The 21,142-nt window shown below is 24.3% G+C and carries 13 protein-coding genes and 1 tRNA gene; 4 read left to right on the top strand and 10 right to left on the bottom strand.

Going from position 1 to position 21,142, the window contains the following annotated elements; translation table 11 throughout:
• Positions 1 to 107 precede the first annotated feature (107 nt).
• The 5 genes from MBBAR_RS01240 to MBBAR_RS01260 form a co-directional block, all read right to left on the bottom strand.
• Entirely contained in the window at positions 108 to 7,238 is a 7,131-nt protein-coding gene (locus tag MBBAR_RS01240; protein WP_158082491.1) for a pseudomurein-binding repeat-containing protein, read from the bottom strand.
• 368 nt (positions 7,239 to 7,606) lie between these two features.
• Positions 7,607 to 8,014 (bottom strand): hypothetical protein, encoded by a 408-nt coding sequence (locus tag MBBAR_RS01245; protein ID WP_080459459.1) that lies wholly within the window; start codon positions 8,012 to 8,014, stop codon positions 7,607 to 7,609.
• A gap of 41 nt (positions 8,015 to 8,055) precedes the next feature.
• Positions 8,056 to 8,523, bottom strand: coding sequence for a hypothetical protein (locus MBBAR_RS01250; RefSeq protein WP_080459460.1), 468 nt, complete (start codon positions 8,521 to 8,523; stop codon positions 8,056 to 8,058).
• A 279-nt stretch (positions 8,524 to 8,802) separates the two neighbouring features.
• Positions 8,803 to 9,093 carry a hypothetical protein gene (locus MBBAR_RS10155; RefSeq protein WP_158082492.1) on the bottom strand — a complete coding sequence of 97 codons (291 nt, stop codon included), beginning with the start codon at positions 9,091 to 9,093 and terminating at the stop codon, positions 8,803 to 8,805.
• Between the two features lie 64 nt (positions 9,094 to 9,157).
• The gene (locus MBBAR_RS01260; protein WP_080459462.1) at positions 9,158 to 9,451 is read right to left on the bottom strand and encodes a hypothetical protein; all 294 of its coding nucleotides are present in this window, start codon (positions 9,449 to 9,451) and stop codon (positions 9,158 to 9,160) included.
• Between the two features lie 803 nt (positions 9,452 to 10,254).
• Between MBBAR_RS01260 and MBBAR_RS01265 the strand changes: the two genes are divergently transcribed.
• Complete coding sequence (locus MBBAR_RS01265) at positions 10,255 to 10,512, top strand: hypothetical protein (protein WP_080459463.1); 258 nt, start codon at positions 10,255 to 10,257, stop codon at positions 10,510 to 10,512.
• A 794-nt stretch (positions 10,513 to 11,306) separates the two neighbouring features.
• On the opposite strand, the gene MBBAR_RS01270 is transcribed toward MBBAR_RS01265, so the two are convergent.
• Both MBBAR_RS01270 and MBBAR_RS01275 read right to left on the bottom strand, forming a co-directional pair.
• Positions 11,307 to 12,452: an MBL fold metallo-hydrolase gene (locus MBBAR_RS01270; RefSeq protein WP_080459464.1), complete on the bottom strand. Its 1,146-nt coding sequence runs from the start codon at positions 12,450 to 12,452 to the stop codon at positions 11,307 to 11,309.
• A gap of 520 nt (positions 12,453 to 12,972) precedes the next feature.
• Entirely contained in the window at positions 12,973 to 13,245 is a 273-nt protein-coding gene (locus tag MBBAR_RS01275) for a winged helix-turn-helix domain-containing protein (RefSeq protein WP_080459465.1), read from the bottom strand.
• Between the two features lie 148 nt (positions 13,246 to 13,393).
• On the opposite strand from MBBAR_RS01275, the gene MBBAR_RS01280 reads away from it, so the two are divergent.
• Together MBBAR_RS01280 and MBBAR_RS01285 are read left to right on the top strand one after the other, a co-directional pair.
• The gene (locus tag MBBAR_RS01280) at positions 13,394 to 13,726 is read left to right on the top strand and encodes a hypothetical protein (RefSeq protein WP_080459466.1); all 333 of its coding nucleotides are present in this window, start codon (positions 13,394 to 13,396) and stop codon (positions 13,724 to 13,726) included.
• 42 nt (positions 13,727 to 13,768) lie between these two features.
• The gene (locus tag MBBAR_RS01285) at positions 13,769 to 14,131 is read left to right on the top strand and encodes a hypothetical protein (RefSeq protein ID WP_080459467.1); all 363 of its coding nucleotides are present in this window, start codon (positions 13,769 to 13,771) and stop codon (positions 14,129 to 14,131) included.
• Positions 14,132 to 15,053: 922 nt separating this feature from the next.
• Here MBBAR_RS01285 and MBBAR_RS01290 read toward each other — a convergent pair.
• From MBBAR_RS01290 to MBBAR_RS01300, 3 genes are all read right to left on the bottom strand, one after another.
• Positions 15,054 to 15,740: a hypothetical protein gene (locus MBBAR_RS01290; protein ID WP_080459468.1), complete on the bottom strand. Its 687-nt coding sequence runs from the start codon at positions 15,738 to 15,740 to the stop codon at positions 15,054 to 15,056.
• A 985-nt stretch (positions 15,741 to 16,725) separates the two neighbouring features.
• A complete protein-coding gene (locus MBBAR_RS01295) occupies positions 16,726 to 18,789 on the bottom strand; it encodes a hypothetical protein (RefSeq protein WP_080459469.1) in 2,064 nt (687 codons plus the stop codon).
• Between the two features lie 304 nt (positions 18,790 to 19,093).
• Complete coding sequence (locus MBBAR_RS01300) at positions 19,094 to 20,251, bottom strand: tyrosine-type recombinase/integrase (protein WP_080459470.1); 1,158 nt, start codon at positions 20,249 to 20,251, stop codon at positions 19,094 to 19,096.
• A 384-nt stretch (positions 20,252 to 20,635) separates the two neighbouring features.
• On the opposite strand from MBBAR_RS01300, the gene MBBAR_RS01305 reads away from it, so the two are divergent.
• Positions 20,636 to 20,710 (top strand) — tRNA-Arg (locus MBBAR_RS01305).
• Positions 20,711 to 21,142 lie beyond the last annotated feature (432 nt).

The following is a 21,142-nucleotide window of genomic DNA, read 5'->3' on the forward strand; positions in this document are numbered from 1 at the left end:
CATTTAATAAAATAACATTATTTTCAAATTAATAATATTTTAATATATTCAAATAATTTTCTTCAAATGTATTTTAAAATGTATTTTATTTCTTATTGAGTTTTAGGTTAATTTGAAAAGTATTTTTCAAATCCGCTCATAGTTACACCATATGCAACACTTTCACCAGCATCAATAGTTCCATATGTAGAATAAACAATACCTTTTGCAATATTTTTAGTAGCACCTCTTGATGCACCCATAGCACCTCTGAGAACACCTTTTAAGGCAATCATTGCATTTCCTCCCATAATAGAGAACGCAACTGATGAAGAAAAACCAATAACATTAATTGGATTCAATGGATCTTCAAACATGCCATTACCATAAGCCATTAGACCAATACCTGCTACTGCCATCACAGCAGCCACAGGAGCTCCAACTCCAGTACTTGCTGCCACAATAGCTCCAGTCATTAAAAATCCTCCTATTACATCAGCACTTGTTCGCATAGCAAATTTATTATTGCCATTTTCTAAAGACTTAATGCCTTTATCAATACCAGTAACCAAAGAATTAGCAGCTTTTATTGTACTATTTGTCCATGCGACAATATTCTTAGCAGTTGATTTAATCAATGGGTTGTTATTTATAACACTAATAGCTATAGAAGTAGCAGATTTAATACCATTATTAACATAGTTACTAACTTTTTTATAGACAAATTTACCTACATTAACAACATCTTTCCAGTCATAAACTTTCACACGGTATTTTATTGCTTGAAACCATCCTGCATTTTTAACATAAGGCACTCTGACCGTATATGATTTCCACACGATTTTTGTACTGAATACAGGATATTTAATACCAAACCATCCTGTTTTCCATCCTACTTTTACAGAAACTTTAACAGGGTACTTTATTGTATAAGTCTTCCAATATATTTTTGGTGGATGATACTTATAATATGTACGCCATTCATAATGCCATAAACCTTTAATTTCCTTCATCACTTTCTCAGACAATAGAGTACAATTAGCTATAGTATCATTAAAGACCATTACAATACCAGTGAACAGCTCGTTAAACTTAGTCCAATTCATACTTATAATACCAAGATTAGGATCAAACAAAGTAATAGTCTCATTAGTCATATTCAATATTAATTCAAAATGATTAAAACCATTAATTTTCAAAAGAACAATATTATCAACCTTTAACTTATCAAAAGTAACATTATACGCATTAGAGCATATGCCTTTAAATCCTGAAGCATTTTTAAGCCCCCATAGGCTTGTTCCTTCATTATCAGTACCAGCAAGTTTTGCTAGTTCTGCTTCTGTTGTGAAAATCCCCCATTTTTTAAATAATGTTGCAAGAGCTGCTGGACCACAAGTATACACAGTAGTCGCCATAACCATCTCACTATCATCAATAACAGAAGTATCCGCCAACCAATTATTCTTAAAAATATTAGAACTATTCAAAGTAGCAATAGAATTATAAATTGATAAACCTGCACCATTTTCAGTAAAATTATTGCCTATGATATTATTACTATCGGTTTTAAATAGATAAACACCAACCCAATTATTAATTACTTTATTGTTTAAAATATTAATATTATCACTAAAACTTATATAAATAGCATAATAGTTATAAGTTAATTCATTAGAATTAATAGCATTATAATTTGAATTTTGCAAATTAATTCCATTCTCATTAGAAACTAATTTATTACCATTAATTTTATTATTATTTGAAGCGATTAATGAAATCCCTTCAACACCATCCAAAATAGTATTATTCTGAATAGTATTATTTCCAGAAATATATGAATAAATATTCACATTAAATCCAGATATTATGTTATTTTTTATAATACACCCATATGATTTAACTAAGCTTATACCATATGCATAACCAGAACCTATAATATTAAAACCACTAATAGTGCTTCCACTACCTGAAGAAGTAATTGTAATCATGTTTTGATCAATATCTTTAGGGCACAAATATACTTTTTCTCCTGAAACAACTTCTAAAGTAATTTTTTTGTTTATAATTATATTCTCATAGTAAGTACCTTCAGAAACACGAATTAGATCTCCTGATTTTGTATTTATACTATTAATAGCTTCTTGAATAGTTTCAAAATATTCTCCAGTTCTAGTATTTAAAACACCAGTAGAATTAACAGACATTACATTAAAAGTTTTATTCAATGCGAAGTCATTAAAAGAAGCAAAGACAGTTGTGGTTCCATTAGTTGTGTTTATAAGCTTGACCTTAGCTTTACCATTAACTGTACTTGTTGAAGCATTAATATATCCATTAGTAGAGTTAAAGTATATAATTAAATCATCTGGGATATTACCATGAGGAGAAGTATCTTCTCCATTATTATTATATGTTAAATCAGCCTCGATGAAATATTCATAATGTGTACTATTCCAAGTAGACCTGTCAGTAGATGTGGTAAGTTTTAAAATCAAATAAGGGTTATATAAAACATTCCCATTTTTTATATGAATATCACTGCCATTATTTGATGATGATATAGGATTATTAGAACCCCACCAATTATTGATAAAATTCACAACACTATTTATACCTTCAACATACAATCCACTTTCTGTATTTTTAAATATTATATTATAGTGTCCTTCACCTGAAGAGTTTTCAAAAACAAATCCTATCCAGTTTTCTGAAACAATGTTATCATAAAACTTAGAATTATTAGAAAGATGACTAAAAATTCCATACATATTATTAGTTACATTATTATAAGCAATTTCATCATTTAAAGAACTTTCAACAGAAATACCTCTGCGAAGATTATCAGATATAATATTTGTTGATATTACATTCCCACTAGATTCATAAATTTCAATTCCATAAAAATGACCAGTAATTTTACATTCTAAAATAGTATTATTGGATGAATTAGAAATGTAAACACCCCAACTAAGAACATAATTACTAGAGCCATTTATCCATAGACCTTTTAATAAACTACCACTAGCATTTGAATTAATTGTAAACACAGGAGTAGAAGTGTTTAATGCTTGGATTAATACAAAATTATCAAATAAAGAAGTGATTGTTAATTTCTTATTTAATATAATGTTTTCAAGATATTTATCTTTAGAAAGCCATAAAGTATCACCAACAATAGTATCAACATCATTAATAGCTTCTTGTAAATTATCGAAGACTTTATTTGATCTGAAATTATAAGTTTTATTAGGATTATAAACAGCTAACCAAGGAACAACAGACAATTGATCACTAATATTACCATTAGTAACATTATAAGTTGCCATAATATTTGAAAACATGAAAACTAAAGATTCAAACCCGATTAAATCTCCCAAGCTACTGTTATTGAAGTTAGAAGGAACTTTTTTATTAGTATTTGAATAAGAAACAACGTAATCTGCTATTTCTAAGATTTCATCATAATAAATATCTCCTTTCATAATATTTTCAGAAGCATTATTTGAAATATGTGTATTTAGCCTTTCTAAAATTAAACTTGTATCCAAATCACTTTTAAGAAAAGTTACAGCTTTTGCAGAAAGTAATAAAAATTCATCCATTGAAATATTCACACCAGAAACCAAAACACTACTCGGAAGAACATGATAGCTACTTACATAAGATTGAATATAAGTTGAAGCATTTTTCAATTGTTCCATTGATATAAACACAGTGCTGGAATTAGAAATCAGATCCCAAGGTACAATTGTTATAAAAGAAGGAGTTTGATTTATCACTTGGTAAGATCTTAAGATTTGACTATAAGTATAAATGAGTGAATTAAAGCCTACTTTACCCAAAGTAGAGTTTTGATAATCAGGAGCTTTTCCATTAACTTCCATATATTCAGCAATAACAGACGCAAGATCAATTAAATCATTATTAGAAATACCAAAAGACTGATTAATACCCTCAGAAATGTTTGTAGGGGAACCATAATTTTTAATAGGGATCATTCCACTAAAACCATTGTCAATATTCATAACACCAATAACCGCAAGACTTAAAAACTGAGCCATAGTAATAGTAGAACCATTAACAACCACAGAACTAGGCAAAGTATGATATTTCTCAATATAATCAGCTACAGATTTTCCTGCAGCTAAAATATCATTAATAGAAACAAACTTAGTATTATTACTAGAGATAACACTCCAATTATTAAAATAAAACACATCAGGCAAATTATTAGTATCAAAATAATAGCTTAAAATACTTGAAAAAGTATAGATCAAAGATTGATAAGAAATATTACCCAAATTAGTCACCATATAAGCAGGAACATTACCATTATCCATTATATAAGAACTGACATTATTTGATAAAGACATATAAAATTCTTCATCAAAAAGAGAAGAATTGATTTTTTCTGAAACCCCAATAGGCACACTATAATTTTCTAACAAAATATTAGACCTTAAATTACCATTGATATAATTCAAACAATTACTTAACAGTTTCAAATACTGAGGCATTGAAATAGTAAAATTAAAAATAGTGACATTTATTGGAAGAACATGCCTTTTTTCAATAAAATATTTAACTACACTAGAAAACAAAACTACATTACCAACTGAAACAAAAGTGTTAGACGAATTGGATATTTTACTCCATGGATCAACAACAATAAAATCTGGCAATTTACCAATTTGTTTTGTAGAACTTAATATTTGTGAAAACATATATATTAATGAGTCATATCTTATGTTCCCAATAGTTGAACTTTGATAGTTTGGTGCTCTTCCATCAAACATGAAATATTCAACACTACGAGCAAGATTTAAATAAGTATCCTGATCAAGAATACCTCCAGTAGTGGTTTCAGAATATGATGTTGGATATCCAAAATTACCAAGCAATATTTGACCCGCATAAGTACCATTAAGATTATGTAATGTAGTGGTTAAAAGCTTTAAAAACTGAGGCATAGTAACATTATAACCACCAATAACAACTTTATCTGGTAAAACATGATTAACTTCAATATAATATTCCACAGTTTCTGCAGCTTCCATGATTTGAGTTTCAGTAAAACTCATAGTATTCGGATTAGATATTACTGACCAAGGATTAACAGAAACATATTCAGGCAGAGAGCCTCTAATATTATAATAATCCAAAATTATTGCATACATGAAAATTAAATTATAATAAGACATGTTTCCTTGAGATATCCAAGAATAATTTGGAGCTTGGGCATTAGTGTCCATATATGATTTAATATTATCAATAGCATTAAAATAATTAGCAAAACTAATTTTACCAGCAATTAAACTTTCTGAAGGATTATTTGGAGCAGAATAATTTCTTAATATTATAGATTGATACAAGCCTATTTTAATGTTTTTTAAAGAAACAATTTCTAGCATTAAAAACTGAGGCATATTAATAATAAAACCTAAAATATTCAGATTATTTGGTAAAGCATGATTAGTAATAACATAATTTTTAAGATAAAAAGCCATAGAATTAATTAAATCCATACTGATAAAAGTAGTAGAAGTATTTTGAACAATACTCCAAGGTACTAATGTAATATACTCCGGTAGAATATTGTTTTTGTTTGCAGAAACTAAAAGTTGAGCATTAATATAAACTAATGATTGATATGAAATAGCACCACGAATAGTGTTTTTAAAGTTAGGAGCAGTACGATTAGCATCCATAAAACTAATAACATCATTTATCAAACTTAAATAATCATTATAAAGTAAATTACCACCAGTAATACTTTCATAAGGATTAGCAGCAGCACTGAAATTTTCTAACATAATAGATTGGAAGAGTTTTCCATTTAGATTTTTTAAAGCTTTTGATGAAAGCATTAAAAAATCACTCATTTTAACCTTATTTTCTGAAATAATAATAAAATCAGGCAAATTATGCTGTGATTCAACATGAGAAACAAGAGTACCAGAAGCAAGAATAATATCTGCCATGTTCATAAATACAGTTCTATTATTAGAAACAGTACTCCATGGATAAACAGTGATAAAATCAGGTAAAGAATTTAAAGATTGATGTGAGGATATTATTTGTGTGAATGTATAAACTAATGATTCATAGCCAACGTTACCAATATTAGTAGATTGATATGTTGGAGCTTGACCATTAGTATCCATATAAGATTTAATACTGTTTGCAAGGCTTAAATAATCAGTTTTATTCAGACTTCTAGATTTATTTAAATTTTCAGATGAAACAACTGTTGTTGCATTTTCCAGTTCAATCGAAGAATTTGTACCATTATTAATGTTAATAATTGAAATAGATAAGAGTTTTAAGAATTGAGCCATATTAATTGTTATTCCATTAATAGTGATATTTTCAGGCAATCTATGATTAACTTCAACATGTGCTTGAACAGAATTTGCAGCATATTGTAGATCTTCCAATGAAAATTTAGTGGTGTTACTATTAGCAATGTTTATATTATATGTTACTGTTTTTGTAGCAGAGGGATTGCCTTTCGAGTCAATTGCATAATACTTTAAAACAGTTTCACCTGCACCAAGTGTTAATGTAACTGTTTTAACCTTATTAACCCATGCACCATTATTTATGCTATAATAAACTTTGGGATTAGCATCACGACTATCTGTAGCAGTTATAGTAACATTCTTAATACTATTATAAGTGCCACCAGCTAAATTAATACTTACAGTTGGAGGCAAATTATCTACTATCACTCCTGCAGAATTAACGCCAGAAATTTGAGTGATTGTTACAGAATTTGGTAAAACACCATTAACATGATAATAATTAACAATTCTTGCATAAGCATACACTAATGATTCATAACGAATATTACCCAAAGAACTTGATGCATAATTAGGAGCAACACCATTAGTATTAATAAAATTCTTAATATTATTAGCCATTGTCAAATATTGTGCCTTTGTTAAAGTACCTGTAGCTGTTCCAGAAGGACCAGTAGGAGCACCAACACTCTTTATAGTAACAGGATTCTTATTACTTTTATTAAGCTGCAAAGTATAAGTAACCAATGAATTCAAATAAGAAGGCATAGAATTATTCTTATCAGAAATGTCAACATACTTAGGCAATTTACTGTTAGTATCAGTATAATTTTTAACAGCAGAAGAAGAATCTTTCATTTCAGTTTCATTCAAAGTAGCAGAAGAAACAGCACCCACAAACAAAAAAAGAACTAAAATACAAGACAATACAATCATCAATTTTTTAAAACCCATTTCGACGAACCCCATTAGTATTATAATAGTATTAATAAATTAAATAAAAATATAATTATACTATTATTTTTTATTAAACATAGTATTAATTTAATTAATATTTAAACTTTCTCATTTAATTTTCAATAAAAATAGATAAAATAAGCATATAAACAATAAACATTTATGTATTTTTATTTAAGAAGTATATAAAAGAAAATAAACTATTTCAAAAAAAATTCAATATATAACCTTTTTGTTCAATAAAGGATATATTAAAATTAAAATATTGTTTTTTATTTAACTTGTAAATTATCTATGCTCAATTAGATATATAAGAATAAAAAAAATTATAATAAAAAAAAAGATGTGATGTTTTTTAATATTTTTTATGCACCAGGATTTCTAAAACTTTTTTTATAAAATTTGTTATAATAAGATTTAGCACTTAAACCTGTTTTAACATAATCTGTATACTTACCATGAGGATTATTTTTAGTACGATGATTTACAACAGTGACTTTTAACTTATTTTTACTAACTTTAGTTAAATAAATCTTATTATTCACATAAAGCTCATATTTATGTTTATTTGGATATTTAACATACATCTTATAAGCAGTTACAACTGTTTTACCATTATAATAAGATTTCCAAGAATTTTTATAAATTAACTTATTTTCACCTTTATCAATTTTTTTATATTTAGCAGCTGAAACTGAATCAGAAGCAATCACCAAAGCACCAAACATAATAAAAACACAAGCCAAAGCAAAAAAATACTTTCTATCAAACATTTTATAAATCAACCCCATAAAACAATAATAAATGAATCCAACTATCTAAAAACTACACTATTAGCCATTTTAACAGCTAAATCCCTATTATAAACAGAAACTATAAAAACCGCCTTATCTTTTTCATCATTAGTGACAATAATTGTTGTCATGTTCTCATCTTGTCCCCATTTAAATGCTTTAGCATTAGATGAAAGATTAGTTATATTAATCTCAGTTAAATTATTTAAAATAGGTTCAGATCTAATTAATTCTTCGATAAAACTTTTATCAGTGCCAGTTGTATATGTATAAATTGAGATTCCTTTAATCATATCTTCATAAACATTTAAATCATTTTTTGCAAAATTTACATTAGATGGAACACTAATAACAACATTATCAAAAGTCTCATTCTTCATAGAATCAGAACTAGCAGGGCTTAAAAAATAAAAAACCCCTACTAAAGAAACAACAACCAAAAAAGCAATTATCACAACCAATATTATAGCAAAATTCTTATTATCCATAAAAAAAATACACCTCCTAAAAAAAAAACATAAGATAATATTTTAAATATACAACAAAATAATATATAAATATTACTAAAAAAAATAAAAATAATAAAGAATAGACTAAACACTTAATAAAATACTAATTTTCAAATACCTTATTTATTCTTAAAAAACTTATTAAGTAAATTACTAAGTTTAAAGTAACTATTGATTTGAAATGATGAAAACATTGAAATAAGTTATTAAAGTAAAACTATTAAAAAGTAGCTACTTGAAAAAGATATAAGAAAGATATTATAGTTTAAAATATCTATAGGTAAAATATATAAGTCCTACAATTGGAACAATGGCAAAAACTATGAGACCCCAAAAGAGTAAGCTCAAAATCATGCTAATAAAAATTACTAGTGCTGCCAAACTTATAAGATATATAATTCCTTCTTTTGTATCAGTATCAAGAAATCCTTCTAATTCCCCATCATCATTAAGGCGTTTAGGTAAAAAATATTTATTTAATAAAATTGGTCCTAAAAAACACACAATAAGTAAAACCACAGCAACCACAATAGCCAATACAGGATCCATATTTATATACTCAAAATAATTCATCTTTAACCATCCATCTTATAATATAACTATATTTAATAAACTATTCATTTTTCTCCTGTTTTTTCTTTTTTCTATCTTCAATACAACCAAGAATGCCTCCTAAAATCATTACAACAAACAAACCAACTGTAAACAATTGAGGAGGCTCTATTTTTATAATACTTCCTAATAATGCAATTACAAATATAACATATAATAATACAGGGAACACCAAGTATCTTATTACAATATTTGTTTTCATTTGTTCTATAAACTGTTTTCTTAAATCATTATTAACTACTATAATTAAAATAAAAATAATTAATAATATTAATTTAAAAAATAAAGCATCCATTTTAAACCCACTGTAAATAATATTAAGTTATTTATATATAATAATTCCTCTATACGTATAATGCATATTCAATATATTTCAAAAACTCTTTCATTTAATCTGTTAATTTGAAAAATCTCTTGTTAATTCTATCATATGATATTCATTCCATACAATTATCTGTATTTTTTATTATTATAATTTTCTATATTAATCATACAACAACACAGATTAACAAATGAATAACCTATTAAAAAAAAATTAAAAATGATAAAACAAAAAAGAACCATAAATAACTTTAATACGATAAAATAAAACAAGGAATATAAAATACTACCTATTTAATAAAGCATTACTTCAAAAATCTTAATAGCATATAAAGTTCTTATAGTTTTACTAGTTTAAATATAGATAACTTAGAAGAATTATAAGAATTTAGTAATTTATATTTTCAAGGATAATTTTTTTATTTAAATGTGTTTTAATACTTCTTTTCCAAGTTTTGTAATTTTATATAGCCTTCCTTATTTATAGTCTTCGTTTAAACAAATAAGTAATCTTAAGATCTAGGGTTCCCTAACAATTATCAAAACCATTTTAATATTTTTAAATAATTAATAATATTCATTTTATTATTTTTATTTTTAATAAATATATTATGATTAATTAAACTATTAGATTAAAACTTCATTTTCTTATATTCATTACAAATAGACATACTTAAATAGTATATAATTATAGTATTATTATATATTTTTCAACAAATACCATATTATTTTTGAGAAAAATATTAAAATTTTATAAAAGTTAATGGAGGTGAAAAAATGGAATTTGAAGGTGCTGTAATTAAAGAGCAAGGTATTAAATTTGCAATAGTCATTGTGAAAAGACATATTGTTCAAAATAGTTCAAAAGCAGATCAGACAATACAAGAATTTCAACCAGTATTTCCGGGCATTCCTGTAGTTCTTATGGCCCAAGACTCTAGAGGCGTTCCAACATATTATGGGAGACAAGATATAGCAAAGTTCATGGCAGATGTTCCAATTGAGAATGTTCCATGGAGTAAATATTCATATTAGCTGAAAAAAATCATTTTAAAATCAATAATACTATTTTTTTTTGAAAAAATATTAATTTAAATATAATCTAATTCGCTAAATACTCCTCAACTAACAATTCAACTAATTTTGTAATCTATAATTAATTATTATCTACTTTAAAAAGATCTATTATATTTAAAAACCATTTAAATCTATATAAATAGTCCATATCAAATATTTCAATGATTAATTTTAATATGTGTTAAATATATTATTTTCCAAATATTAATATTATTTATACTTATTTGAAATTCATAATTGTGCTTTAGTGTAGTTTTGATAATGAATTATTATTTAACTATATTCTAAAACTTCTTTTCCAAGATCATTTATTTTATATAATAGTCATTGCTTATAATCCTCATTAAAACAAATAACGAATTTTTCACTTTTAATTATTTAAAGTATTTGCTAAATGATAAATGTTTATCTATGTGTCTCTAGAAATTTTTAATATTATTTTTTAAACTTCTTAAAGCTTTTTCTTTATATTTACTCCTTTGAATAATATATATTCATTCAATAAGTTCTATTTCCATATAATATTAGTTATTGCATAATAAGATATCTTTAGATGCATTAAACTTGCACAGTATGTACACAAATTTTATATATAATCTAATTAAAATTATAGATAACTCATTACAAAAATATAAAAAATTTAAATGAAAATATATAAATAAAAAATAAAGAGATAAATTAACACTATACAATTTTAAGGGAAACATATCTCAAGATAAAAAAAAAAGGAAAAAATATAGTAAAAATTTTTATTAAATATAAATATTTTGGATGAACTTGGATCGAGGTAATTCATTTATAATAATTTCTATTGATTTATTATCACGAATAATATCAATTACATCTTCAGATGGGTGACCATACCTCCTATCTTTCCCAACAGAAATAGGACAATAATAAAATCTATCATCAAAGAAATTTTTATTAAATTCATTTCCTGAACCATGATGAGGAATTTGGACTGTTCCAACACTATCCCAGTAATCTTTAAAGTCTTTTTTAATATTAATCTTTTTAAGATTGGCATCGCCTGTATAAATACATCCAATTCTATTAAAAATCCTATATTTAGTACATATATAATGTAATGAAGAATGTAAACAATGCATTAATGATTTATTATTTTTTGGTTCCAATGGACCAGAATATAATACCATTGAGTTTAAATGGATTCTTCCTTCAAGTGAATCATACACATCTTTTATTTTTTTACGTTCATTTAGCGCATAATCTAAATCATTCTCAATTTTTATTATATCCAAATCATTAGCTTTAAGTTCTTTTTTTAATTCTTCTTTTCTTTTCTCATATTCATAATTGTGTGGAACAAAATACCATTCTTTTTGTAATTTTATCACATCTCCACTTTTTATTTCTTCATTTTTTTTTATATCTTCAATATCTATTATTTTATTATCAAAAATATTTTCTTCTTTTTTGTCTTTCTCTTGTTTATCTTTTTTTTCTTCAACAAAAAGAATTTTTGTTTTATCATCCAAATATAAACCTATATTTTCTATTAAGTCAGCTGTTTCGTTTAAATCCAAAGACTTATAAATATTTATAATTAATCTTTTTTCATTTTCATTTAATAAAGGTAAAACGACAATTTTAATCAATCCACAATGTTCTATCAGTTTTTTTATCATATTGACATGGTCTGAATGAAAATGAGAAATAAATAATATCTCTATATCCTCTCCCTGCCTAAAACTCTTTTCAATTACATCAGTTCCTATATTATCCCCTGATGAAGTACCACAATCATATACGATATTAATTTTTTCAAATAATCCATCAGAATAATCATCTATTTCATATATTAAATTATTATTTTTTTCAAATTGTTCAGTATAAAAAGCCCCTTGTCCAATAGGATGAAAAGTTCTAGTCATCATAATATTACCTCATTTTTCCCATTAATTATAAACTTTTAGATATCGTTTTAATACTTTTTTTATCTGTTAATTAATAATTCTTTTTAAATTCCATTATAATATTAATTTACACAATTATAGGTATTTTTTATTATTATAATTTTCTATATTAATCATACAATAATAAAGCTAAAATGAATAATCTATTAAAAAAAATTAAAAAATAATGAAACAAATAAAAACTATAATAACAATTTAACATGATAAAATAAAACAAAGAATAGATAATACTATCAGTTTAATTAGCCATTACTTTAAAAATCTTAATAGCATATAAAGTTCTTATAGTTTTACTAGTTTAGATATATAACTTAGAAGAATTATAAGAATTTAGTAATTTATACTTTCAATGATATTTTTTTATTTAAATATGTTTTAATACTTCTTTTCCTAAGTCTGTTATTTTGTATATTCGTCCTTTTTAATTCCATCAATAAACCTAATACTGATTACTTAAATGTTTATATATTTCGCATATAAATTATTCTATATATTTTAAGACTTTTTTTCCTTTGTCTGTAGTAGTATAAAGTCTTCCTTGTCTTTTTTGAGGATTTAAGCATTTTATTAAATTTTTATCAGATAATTCTTTCAAAATTGTACTTATATGGCTCATTTTTATGTTAGTTGACTTAGATATTTTTGAAGGGGTTCTTAATTTATCCATTAAAGCAAACAAAATTTTTTCTCTATAACTTGACATTTGAACAAATGATATTAATTCTATCAGTTCATCATCTAATTTTTCTTTCATATAGTTTTTGTTGTATTAAATTAAAAATTTAATTAGTCCCTAAACAATACCATATCAGTAACATATCAATATTTAAATACTATTAAAAATAATTTATAATTATATTTTACAAAAAAGTTTATAAAAAATTTATATGAGGTTAAATTTTATGGAGAAAAATAAAAAAATTATTATAGGAATTATAATAGCAATAGTTGTTATAGCAGTTATTGGCATAGTTATTATTAATTATATTACTGAATTAAACAATGAGGCTGAAATGGAAGCATTAAATAATAATCCTGAAGCTAAAACTCAATTATTTTTAGCACAAAGCGATATTAATAATGATAATTTAATAGATCGTTCCGAATTAATAACTTATTTCAATTCTAGTAGTAACCCTGAAAGTATAGCAGATAAATTCTTATCATACGATTCAAACAATGACGATGCATTAAATAAAAATGAATTATTCAATTATATGTCCAATAATACATAAAAAAAAGGTTTTAAAAAATTAAGAAAAAAGAGGTACAAATTTATGAAGAAAAATAAAAAAATTATCTTAGGAGTTATAATAGCTGTTATTGCTGTTGTTGTAGTATTTAGTGTAATATCAAGTATGATGCCGATGACAATAGATGAAGAACATGATTTAAATAATAAAGAAATGTTTTTAAATGCAGAACATCTTTATACAATAGCTGAACCAAGTGAATTAGATGAACAAGGTGTAAAAATATATGTAAGTAACTATTTAAAAGAAGTAAATAAAGAACTAGGTACAAATTATGCCGTTTATGAAATTGATGAAACAAATAACTATTGGACAGCAGTAGTCAAAAATTTCGGCTTATTTATAATTAGTAAAGAGACTGGTGAAATAAAATACATACTATACTAAAAAAAAAAGAAAATAATTAAACAAAAACCAATTGAAGGAACTTAATTAAAAAAAACAATTCCTTCAATCACTATTTTTCAATATTATATTTTCAATAATATTTCATAGATTAAAACTTAAAAATTCTTATTTTCAATATAATAATTTCTCAATTCTTAAAAAAAGGTTTACCGTTTCATCATAAATAACCTAATAACAACCAGTTATATCCATATTATTATTTTTCAAATATAACTGCTCTTAAAAGTTAGTAAAACAGCTATGAAGAGTGCTAGGTACTCCTATAACTCTGCGAAGTTGCAAGATATTCCCCATTTGGTATAGATAAAACGGGACATAAATGTTCAAGTTGCACCATACGCATATATTATTTTCTAATAAGGTCATTATAATTACTATATAGTCCTTAAATAGTTAAATAATCAGTTGAAAAAGTTTAATAATGGTTTAGATAGTTTGAATCATTTTAATATTAATATAATAATGATATTTTTATATCTTAAATTACAACTAAAAAAGCTACGATAAATAAAATTTAATATAAATACATTATTTTTAAAAAATGAGCTAATATCAAGTAGATAATAGGTTTTTTAGGCAGTATAGATAACCAATGATTGAAAATACATTTAAAATACTAATTTAGCTATAAATTTTAGTATTTCTCAATAGATAAGTGCTTTTATACTCATTTTATTTATCAGATTGTAGCTTTAGCAAGATATAATAAAATAAAGCTCATTAAAATAAATTTAACATTAATTATTATTACAAAAAATACCTAACACTTGATTATATAATAAACAAGGTGTCTGATAATAAAGTATTTTCAAGTAAAAGTAACCAGCTTAATAATATCTAGAGTCTAATATAATAAAAAAATAAAAAAAATTTTAAATATTTTCACAGAATTATAAAATTATTAATTCAATTCCATAACTGATATAAAACCCCCAAAATCATAAAAACCACCAATATGTATTTCTTCAACATTATGCATAATAAAATTATTTTTAGACCCATTTTTTAAATTCACAATATCATAGAAATTATTAACACCAAAATAACCATCATAAAAACAAAGAAAAATAATATAATTTTCTGCTTCCTCTAAAAAACAAATATCATCAATATCAATCATGTCTATATTATCTTTATATATTTCACTATCCATTATAGTACTTTTTAAGCTCTTACCTGCAATTATATGACTTTCAGGTGTTTGCAAATAATGATTTACTGCCTTTAAAATAGCATGCTCAGAATTGTCTTCCATTAAATCATTTTCTTTAGCATATTTTATTAAATGAGTAATGATGAATTCATTTTCTCTACTAATTATATTCTTTACTAAATTATTAATTTCTTCTTTCAAATCATACTTATTCCCCAATTCAGGTATTATAATTTCCTCAGAAACAGTAGATTTAGCATATGAAGCAGGAGAATTATTAAAACTAACCAATTTCCTAATAGGGGAAAATTGATTTATATACTCATTTAACATCACACCAATATCACTCTTTAGCTCCAAACTAAAATTTCTACTATTTTCCATTATTCTAGACACAATATCTTCTAAAATACTTTCATTTTCATTACCATTCATTTTATCTTCTCCATTATTAGACAACAATTTATAAATATAATAAGAAAATAAAATATTAAATGCGATTGAAGAAATATATTGGCTAACCAATAAACCTTTTATTAGTCAATATATCCTTCTAATATCCTATTTCTTTATATATTCGTATTATTGCCTATTCTTTACTAATTTGCTACTAAAAAGAATAATTTTCTTACTATTTATTAATTAGAAAAAATAGTACATATTTTCGGCCGTAACTAGTAACACATACTTATTTTTTTAAACAAATCAGAAAAACTTATTCTATTCAGTTATATAATGGTATGTTGCACTCAGTATATAAATATACCTTCATAAAAATTATAAAAACCATTTCCGACTAATATTAATCTTTAAAAACCCTAACCGTAACTATCACCAACTATAAACCATCATTATAGCTATTAATCATAGCCATAAGATAAAAAAAATTAGTATATAAAAATTACCTATAATTATTAAAAATAAGAAATAATTTAATCTATTTACTAAAATTATATTAGTAGAAAAATTTTTAAGTAAAAATAATAAAGATTAATGAAAAAAATTACAAAAAAATAATTAATTTTCTAATTAGCTTTATAGTTTTTCTTTTTTTAGAAGATTCCTACTTTTTCATAATTTAAATTTTATACTTAAATATTTTTTTTATAGAAAAAAATATTTAAAAATTAATAATTTTATATAAATTAAAAAAAAACTAACAATCTTCTAAAAAAAATATAATTATAAAAACCTAATAATATATAATTATAATATAAATTAACGATTTAGAAATTAAGAAAATTAATAAATAAACACAATTAAGAAAATTAAAAGATTATTAGTTGAAAATAAAGACTTAATCTAAAAAATACTTTATATTATTAAAATTTTGTTTCAAAAATCAAAAACTTATTTATACTAATATATTATAATAACTTTTGAAAAAATGAAACAAAAATCTATTTAAAACAGTTATTTTTTATATCCTTTTTTTATATAATCTTCTAAATTTTGATAAAGAGTCTAATTCGGCATTTTTCATCAAACTACTATTGTTTCTATTTAAATAATTAAAAATATTGGGTAGCTTACAGTTATATTTATGTTGATATCTTTTAGACATATATTTTCTTGCTAATTTAAGAGATTTATCTAGGGATTTTTTCTTGTTAAGCTTTAAAGCTCTCTTTTCAATTTCTTTTTCAATTTCTTCTTCTGTTTTAAGACTAAGATCATATAGTCTATTAACTTCTTCAAAATCAAAAGGTTTATCTAAAAAAACGATTTTAAGAAAATGATTAATAACAGTGGGAAAAATGTTTTCTTGGGAATATTCATGCATATTAATCTTACCAACCCTTTTAAAATACTTATTCATATGTTCTGGTAGATCTCCTTCAAGAATAGTAAGCCTCTTTTTCATATGAGGCATATTACGAAAAATCACCTGCTCCATCTCACTATCAACTTGATGATTTATTATATCATTAAAAAGCTCATCATTAAAAGTTAACCTAGAATAACCTCCTTTTAGCTTTTTAAGGTCATAAAAAGACTTTTCTCCCCCTAAATATCTGTAAAGATCATACTTAGATGATGAAGGATGCCTATCAGTTCCAACAATATATAATATATCACAATCATTTAACTCAGATCTACCACGAACATTACCAAAATAAAGCGTATGAATATTACCTAATCGCTTTTTCAAAAGATCAATAATAGGAATAGGATCTTTAATACCTTCTATCTCAAGTGATTGGTAAGATACAACACCTAATTCTACATTTTTCAATTTTTTAAACTCTTGAATATACTGACTAGTTTCAATTACAGGAGTATAAGCCACATCATCAAGAATATCATCAAGGTCATCATCATGATATCTATCTTGTAATGTGGATCTTGAAGCATTAACAGCTTTACCTCCCCTACATATTCTAAGTAATGAAGAATCATTATCCAATAGATCATTATCTAATGTTATATGTTTAAAACCTTTTTTTTCTTTAATTTTTTCAACTATAGATTTAAGTGGTGTGGCATCAAGTAAAATTATCTTATGTTCACTCATTCTTTCAAATAAAATATCAATATATAATTTCTCATAAGTAAAATGCTTTAAATCAAACGAATTACCTTTCATAGGTAAAGGAGCAGGTTTTTCAACCAAATAGTCATAAATTTTTATATTATCTTTTATCTTATTGAGAAATATTTCAAAATAAATTTTATAATCAAATTCACCAAATAAACTAAAATCAAAATCCAATCTCTTCAAAAAAGAATAAGTATAAATATCCTCTTTTAAAATATTTTTAATGAAGTCTATTTGATGAATAAAATCCTGATTATCCAGAATAATAATATCTGCTGATGGTTCTTTTAATTTAATTATTTTATTAATTAATTTAAGCTCATTAGATGTTAATTCCTTGAATTCTATTGTATGTAATTGCTCTAATTTTTCATCATAAACAATATTCCGAGGTTCACCATCAGTATCTGATATATCCAGAGTATGCTTGTGAAATAAGATTAAATGCTCATTTTCATTAGGATTATCTACGGTAGCTGTTTCAATATTCTTTTTATTCATTAAAATTAGATTATTGCCTAATAAGCTTATTTTCTGAATCTGCCACTCACAATTATCACGATATTTACAATTATCACAAATATTAATGCCATTCTCATATTTAAACTCTGTAAACTTAAAAAATTTCCTACCCTCTTCTTTAATTATTTCTTTTTTATTATTAAGAATATAGCATAAATTTTTTTTACTTTTCCAGTAATAAGGAGCTTTGAAATAATCATCAATTTCTCCTAAGTCAGCCATTATATCTTCAGCTTGTTCTTTATTATCAACAAAAACAATAATAGGAATATCATTATCAACATGATAAAGAATAGTATTAATAGTTTTACCCGCCCTCGGAGGAGCAGTATTCAAAATAACATCATACTCAGGAATAAATTCTCTATTAAGTTCCATTAATTTATTATTAACTTTTTTCTGGTTTTTACTTCTTTGACTCATAATAATAACACAGTAATTTTATATATGAGTAAAAATAAAGTAATATACAAAGCAATGAGGGAGGATTGGGTTATAATCCAATCTTTCTAATATTATATTACTATTTTTTTTACCTTCAATTTTTCAACTATATTTATAAACTTCCAAAAAAATATTATATTGAGAAAAAAAACAATCCCCAATACATCTAACTAAAATCTTTCTAAATTCTAATATTTAAGCTTTCTTTTCTAAAAATAAGCTATTATAAATAAATAAAAAAGAATTAATAATTTTATATATTAGAAAATTAGTCATTTATTAGCTAAACTTTGTTTAATATATCTTCTATTTTATTTTCATTAATTCCTTGTTGGCTTAATACATTTCTCAACTTATCATATTTTAATTTTTCATAGTTTAACTCATCTTCTAAATCTAAGTATTCTTTAGACTTAATATCATTTATTTTAGTCTTATTAATACTTAAATGAGGTATTAACTGACAATAAAATTCTTTCATTACGCTTTTTCTTATTTCTTCATATGCTATTTCTAGTCTTGTAACAGCATGACCTGATAAAACTTTAGATTTTTTATAATCACTAGTATAATGCTTAACAGTTGAAATAAAGAACTTTCTCAATGCATGTGCATGGAAGAATCTTTTGCCTTCGTCATTGCGGTAGAACCATCTATCATTAATTTCGCTGAATAGCCAGATAACACCATGTTGAGTTAAAGCTTTTTTATACTGAGATAAGAATAAAGGTTCGTCTTCTTTTATATTATCTCTGGTTTTTAGGTAGTTTATTATGTATTCGGTTGCTTCTGGTGTGTTGAATGTCATGCAGATATTATTAGTTTTTTTAGTTTTAATGGGTACAAAATCCCAACAAGGAATAATATTTTTATACTTCCCATCTAGTAAATCCTCAATATTATCACTATTATGATAGTCAATAGTAGCATTAGTAAAATCGGAAATCTTAAAGTTTCTCATATCGCTACTTCTTACTCCTGATGAAGCCATTAGTAATAGTATAGCTTTATTCCTTACTGAAGTATTATCAACAGCCAGCCTAATATCTTCGAGGTTTGGAATGTCTCCCTCCCTGATAATCTTAGGAGGAATATTAATTTCAATCGGCCGAGGCAGGGTTATATTATATTCACGATAAAAAGCTCTTATACAACTTAATTTATAATTAATAGTAGAATCAATAATATTCTTTTTTAATAAGGATTCATAGTAATTATAAAGATAAGAAGTAATTTTTCTATCATCAATATCCCTAATACGAGGCACACCATTAATTAAGTATGGTTGTTCTTCTTCTTTAGCTTCAACAATAAGTTCAGACGGAGTTTTACCCGTAATCTCATACACTTCAGTTAAAGTCTTAATATAATGATGCTCCCTAGACTCAGATAAGTTCTTCCTAAGAAACATCTGCTTAAGTTTAATATCATTCGAAATCATAATATTATATTCATTCTACTCGTATAAAAACTTACGGGAAGGCTCTAAATTTCTAAAAAACTTAAGTATAAGCCCCATATAATTAAATAAAATACATCAATAAGGCATTATGAAAATATCTGAAAAAAATAAAAAGAAAAACTTATTTATAATAAAAATAATAATTAAAAAAATATCCATTATTATTATTATTAAAAATTAAGTATGTTGAAAAAAACTTATAAAAAACAATATTTAAATATAAAACCGTTTTAAAAACTATTAAAACTAAAATTAAATGGCATCGGATGTCCTAATCCGTAGATCGAGGGTTCAAATCCCTCCCGGCCCGTTAACCACATTTTATTTTAAAAAATACTAATTTTCATATAATAGTAATATAAAGGGCTTGTGGCCTAGTTTGGATAAGGCGAACGACTCCTAATCGTTAGAGCGCGAGTTCAAATCTCGCCAAGTCCGTTAACTATAATTTAATAGGAAGAGATAGATATAGATTAAACACTGAATAAAATACTAATTTTCAGAATACTTAAATTATTCTTACAGAAACCGTTAATGAAAATAATAGTCTTAAAGTAACTATTAGTTTAAAATGATGGAAAAACTAAAATAAGTTATTGAAATAAAAAATATTAAAAAGTAGCTATTAAAAAATAAATTCATTAAAAATAGTATTAATTTTAAAATCAAAAGTTCAAATTCCTCCAAGTCAATATTCGAATAATTGGTAATTTACATTTATCAAAACTTTATTTAGAGAATATAAAAATGTTTATTCTTAGTTATTATCTTTTAAATAATTTTAGTAATGTATATATTTTAATGTTCAAGGTAAAAATTAAAACTCTTTCAATTTTAATCGTGCTTTTAACTATGTAATATTTTAATAAA

The sequence above is a fragment of the Methanobrevibacter arboriphilus JCM 13429 = DSM 1125 genome (assembly GCF_002072215.1).
Taxonomy (GTDB): domain Archaea; phylum Methanobacteriota; class Methanobacteria; order Methanobacteriales; family Methanobacteriaceae; genus Methanobinarius; species Methanobinarius arboriphilicus.

Coding starts and splice junctions, on each gene's coding strand:
- MBBAR_RS01240 (WP_158082491.1), bottom strand. CDS start 7,238: ATGGGTTTTAAAAAATTGATGATTGTATTGTCTTGTATTTTAGTTCTT.
- MBBAR_RS01245 (WP_080459459.1), bottom strand. CDS start 8,014: ATGTTTGATAGAAAGTATTTTTTTGCTTTGGCTTGTGTTTTTATTATG.
- MBBAR_RS01250 (WP_080459460.1), bottom strand. CDS start 8,523: ATGGATAATAAGAATTTTGCTATAATATTGGTTGTGATAATTGCTTTT.
- MBBAR_RS10155 (WP_158082492.1), bottom strand. CDS start 9,093: ATGGATCCTGTATTGGCTATTGTGGTTGCTGTGGTTTTACTTATTGTG.
- MBBAR_RS01260 (WP_080459462.1), bottom strand. CDS start 9,451: ATGGATGCTTTATTTTTTAAATTAATATTATTAATTATTTTTATTTTA.
- MBBAR_RS01265 (WP_080459463.1), top strand. CDS start 10,255: ATGGAATTTGAAGGTGCTGTAATTAAAGAGCAAGGTATTAAATTTGCA.
- MBBAR_RS01270 (WP_080459464.1), bottom strand. CDS start 12,452: ATGATGACTAGAACTTTTCATCCTATTGGACAAGGGGCTTTTTATACT.
- MBBAR_RS01275 (WP_080459465.1), bottom strand. CDS start 13,245: ATGAAAGAAAAATTAGATGATGAACTGATAGAATTAATATCATTTGTT.
- MBBAR_RS01280 (WP_080459466.1), top strand. CDS start 13,394: ATGGAGAAAAATAAAAAAATTATTATAGGAATTATAATAGCAATAGTT.
- MBBAR_RS01285 (WP_080459467.1), top strand. CDS start 13,769: ATGAAGAAAAATAAAAAAATTATCTTAGGAGTTATAATAGCTGTTATT.
- MBBAR_RS01290 (WP_080459468.1), bottom strand. CDS start 15,740: ATGAATGGTAATGAAAATGAAAGTATTTTAGAAGATATTGTGTCTAGA.
- MBBAR_RS01295 (WP_080459469.1), bottom strand. CDS start 18,789: ATGAGTCAAAGAAGTAAAAACCAGAAAAAAGTTAATAATAAATTAATG.
- MBBAR_RS01300 (WP_080459470.1), bottom strand. CDS start 20,251: ATGATTTCGAATGATATTAAACTTAAGCAGATGTTTCTTAGGAAGAAC.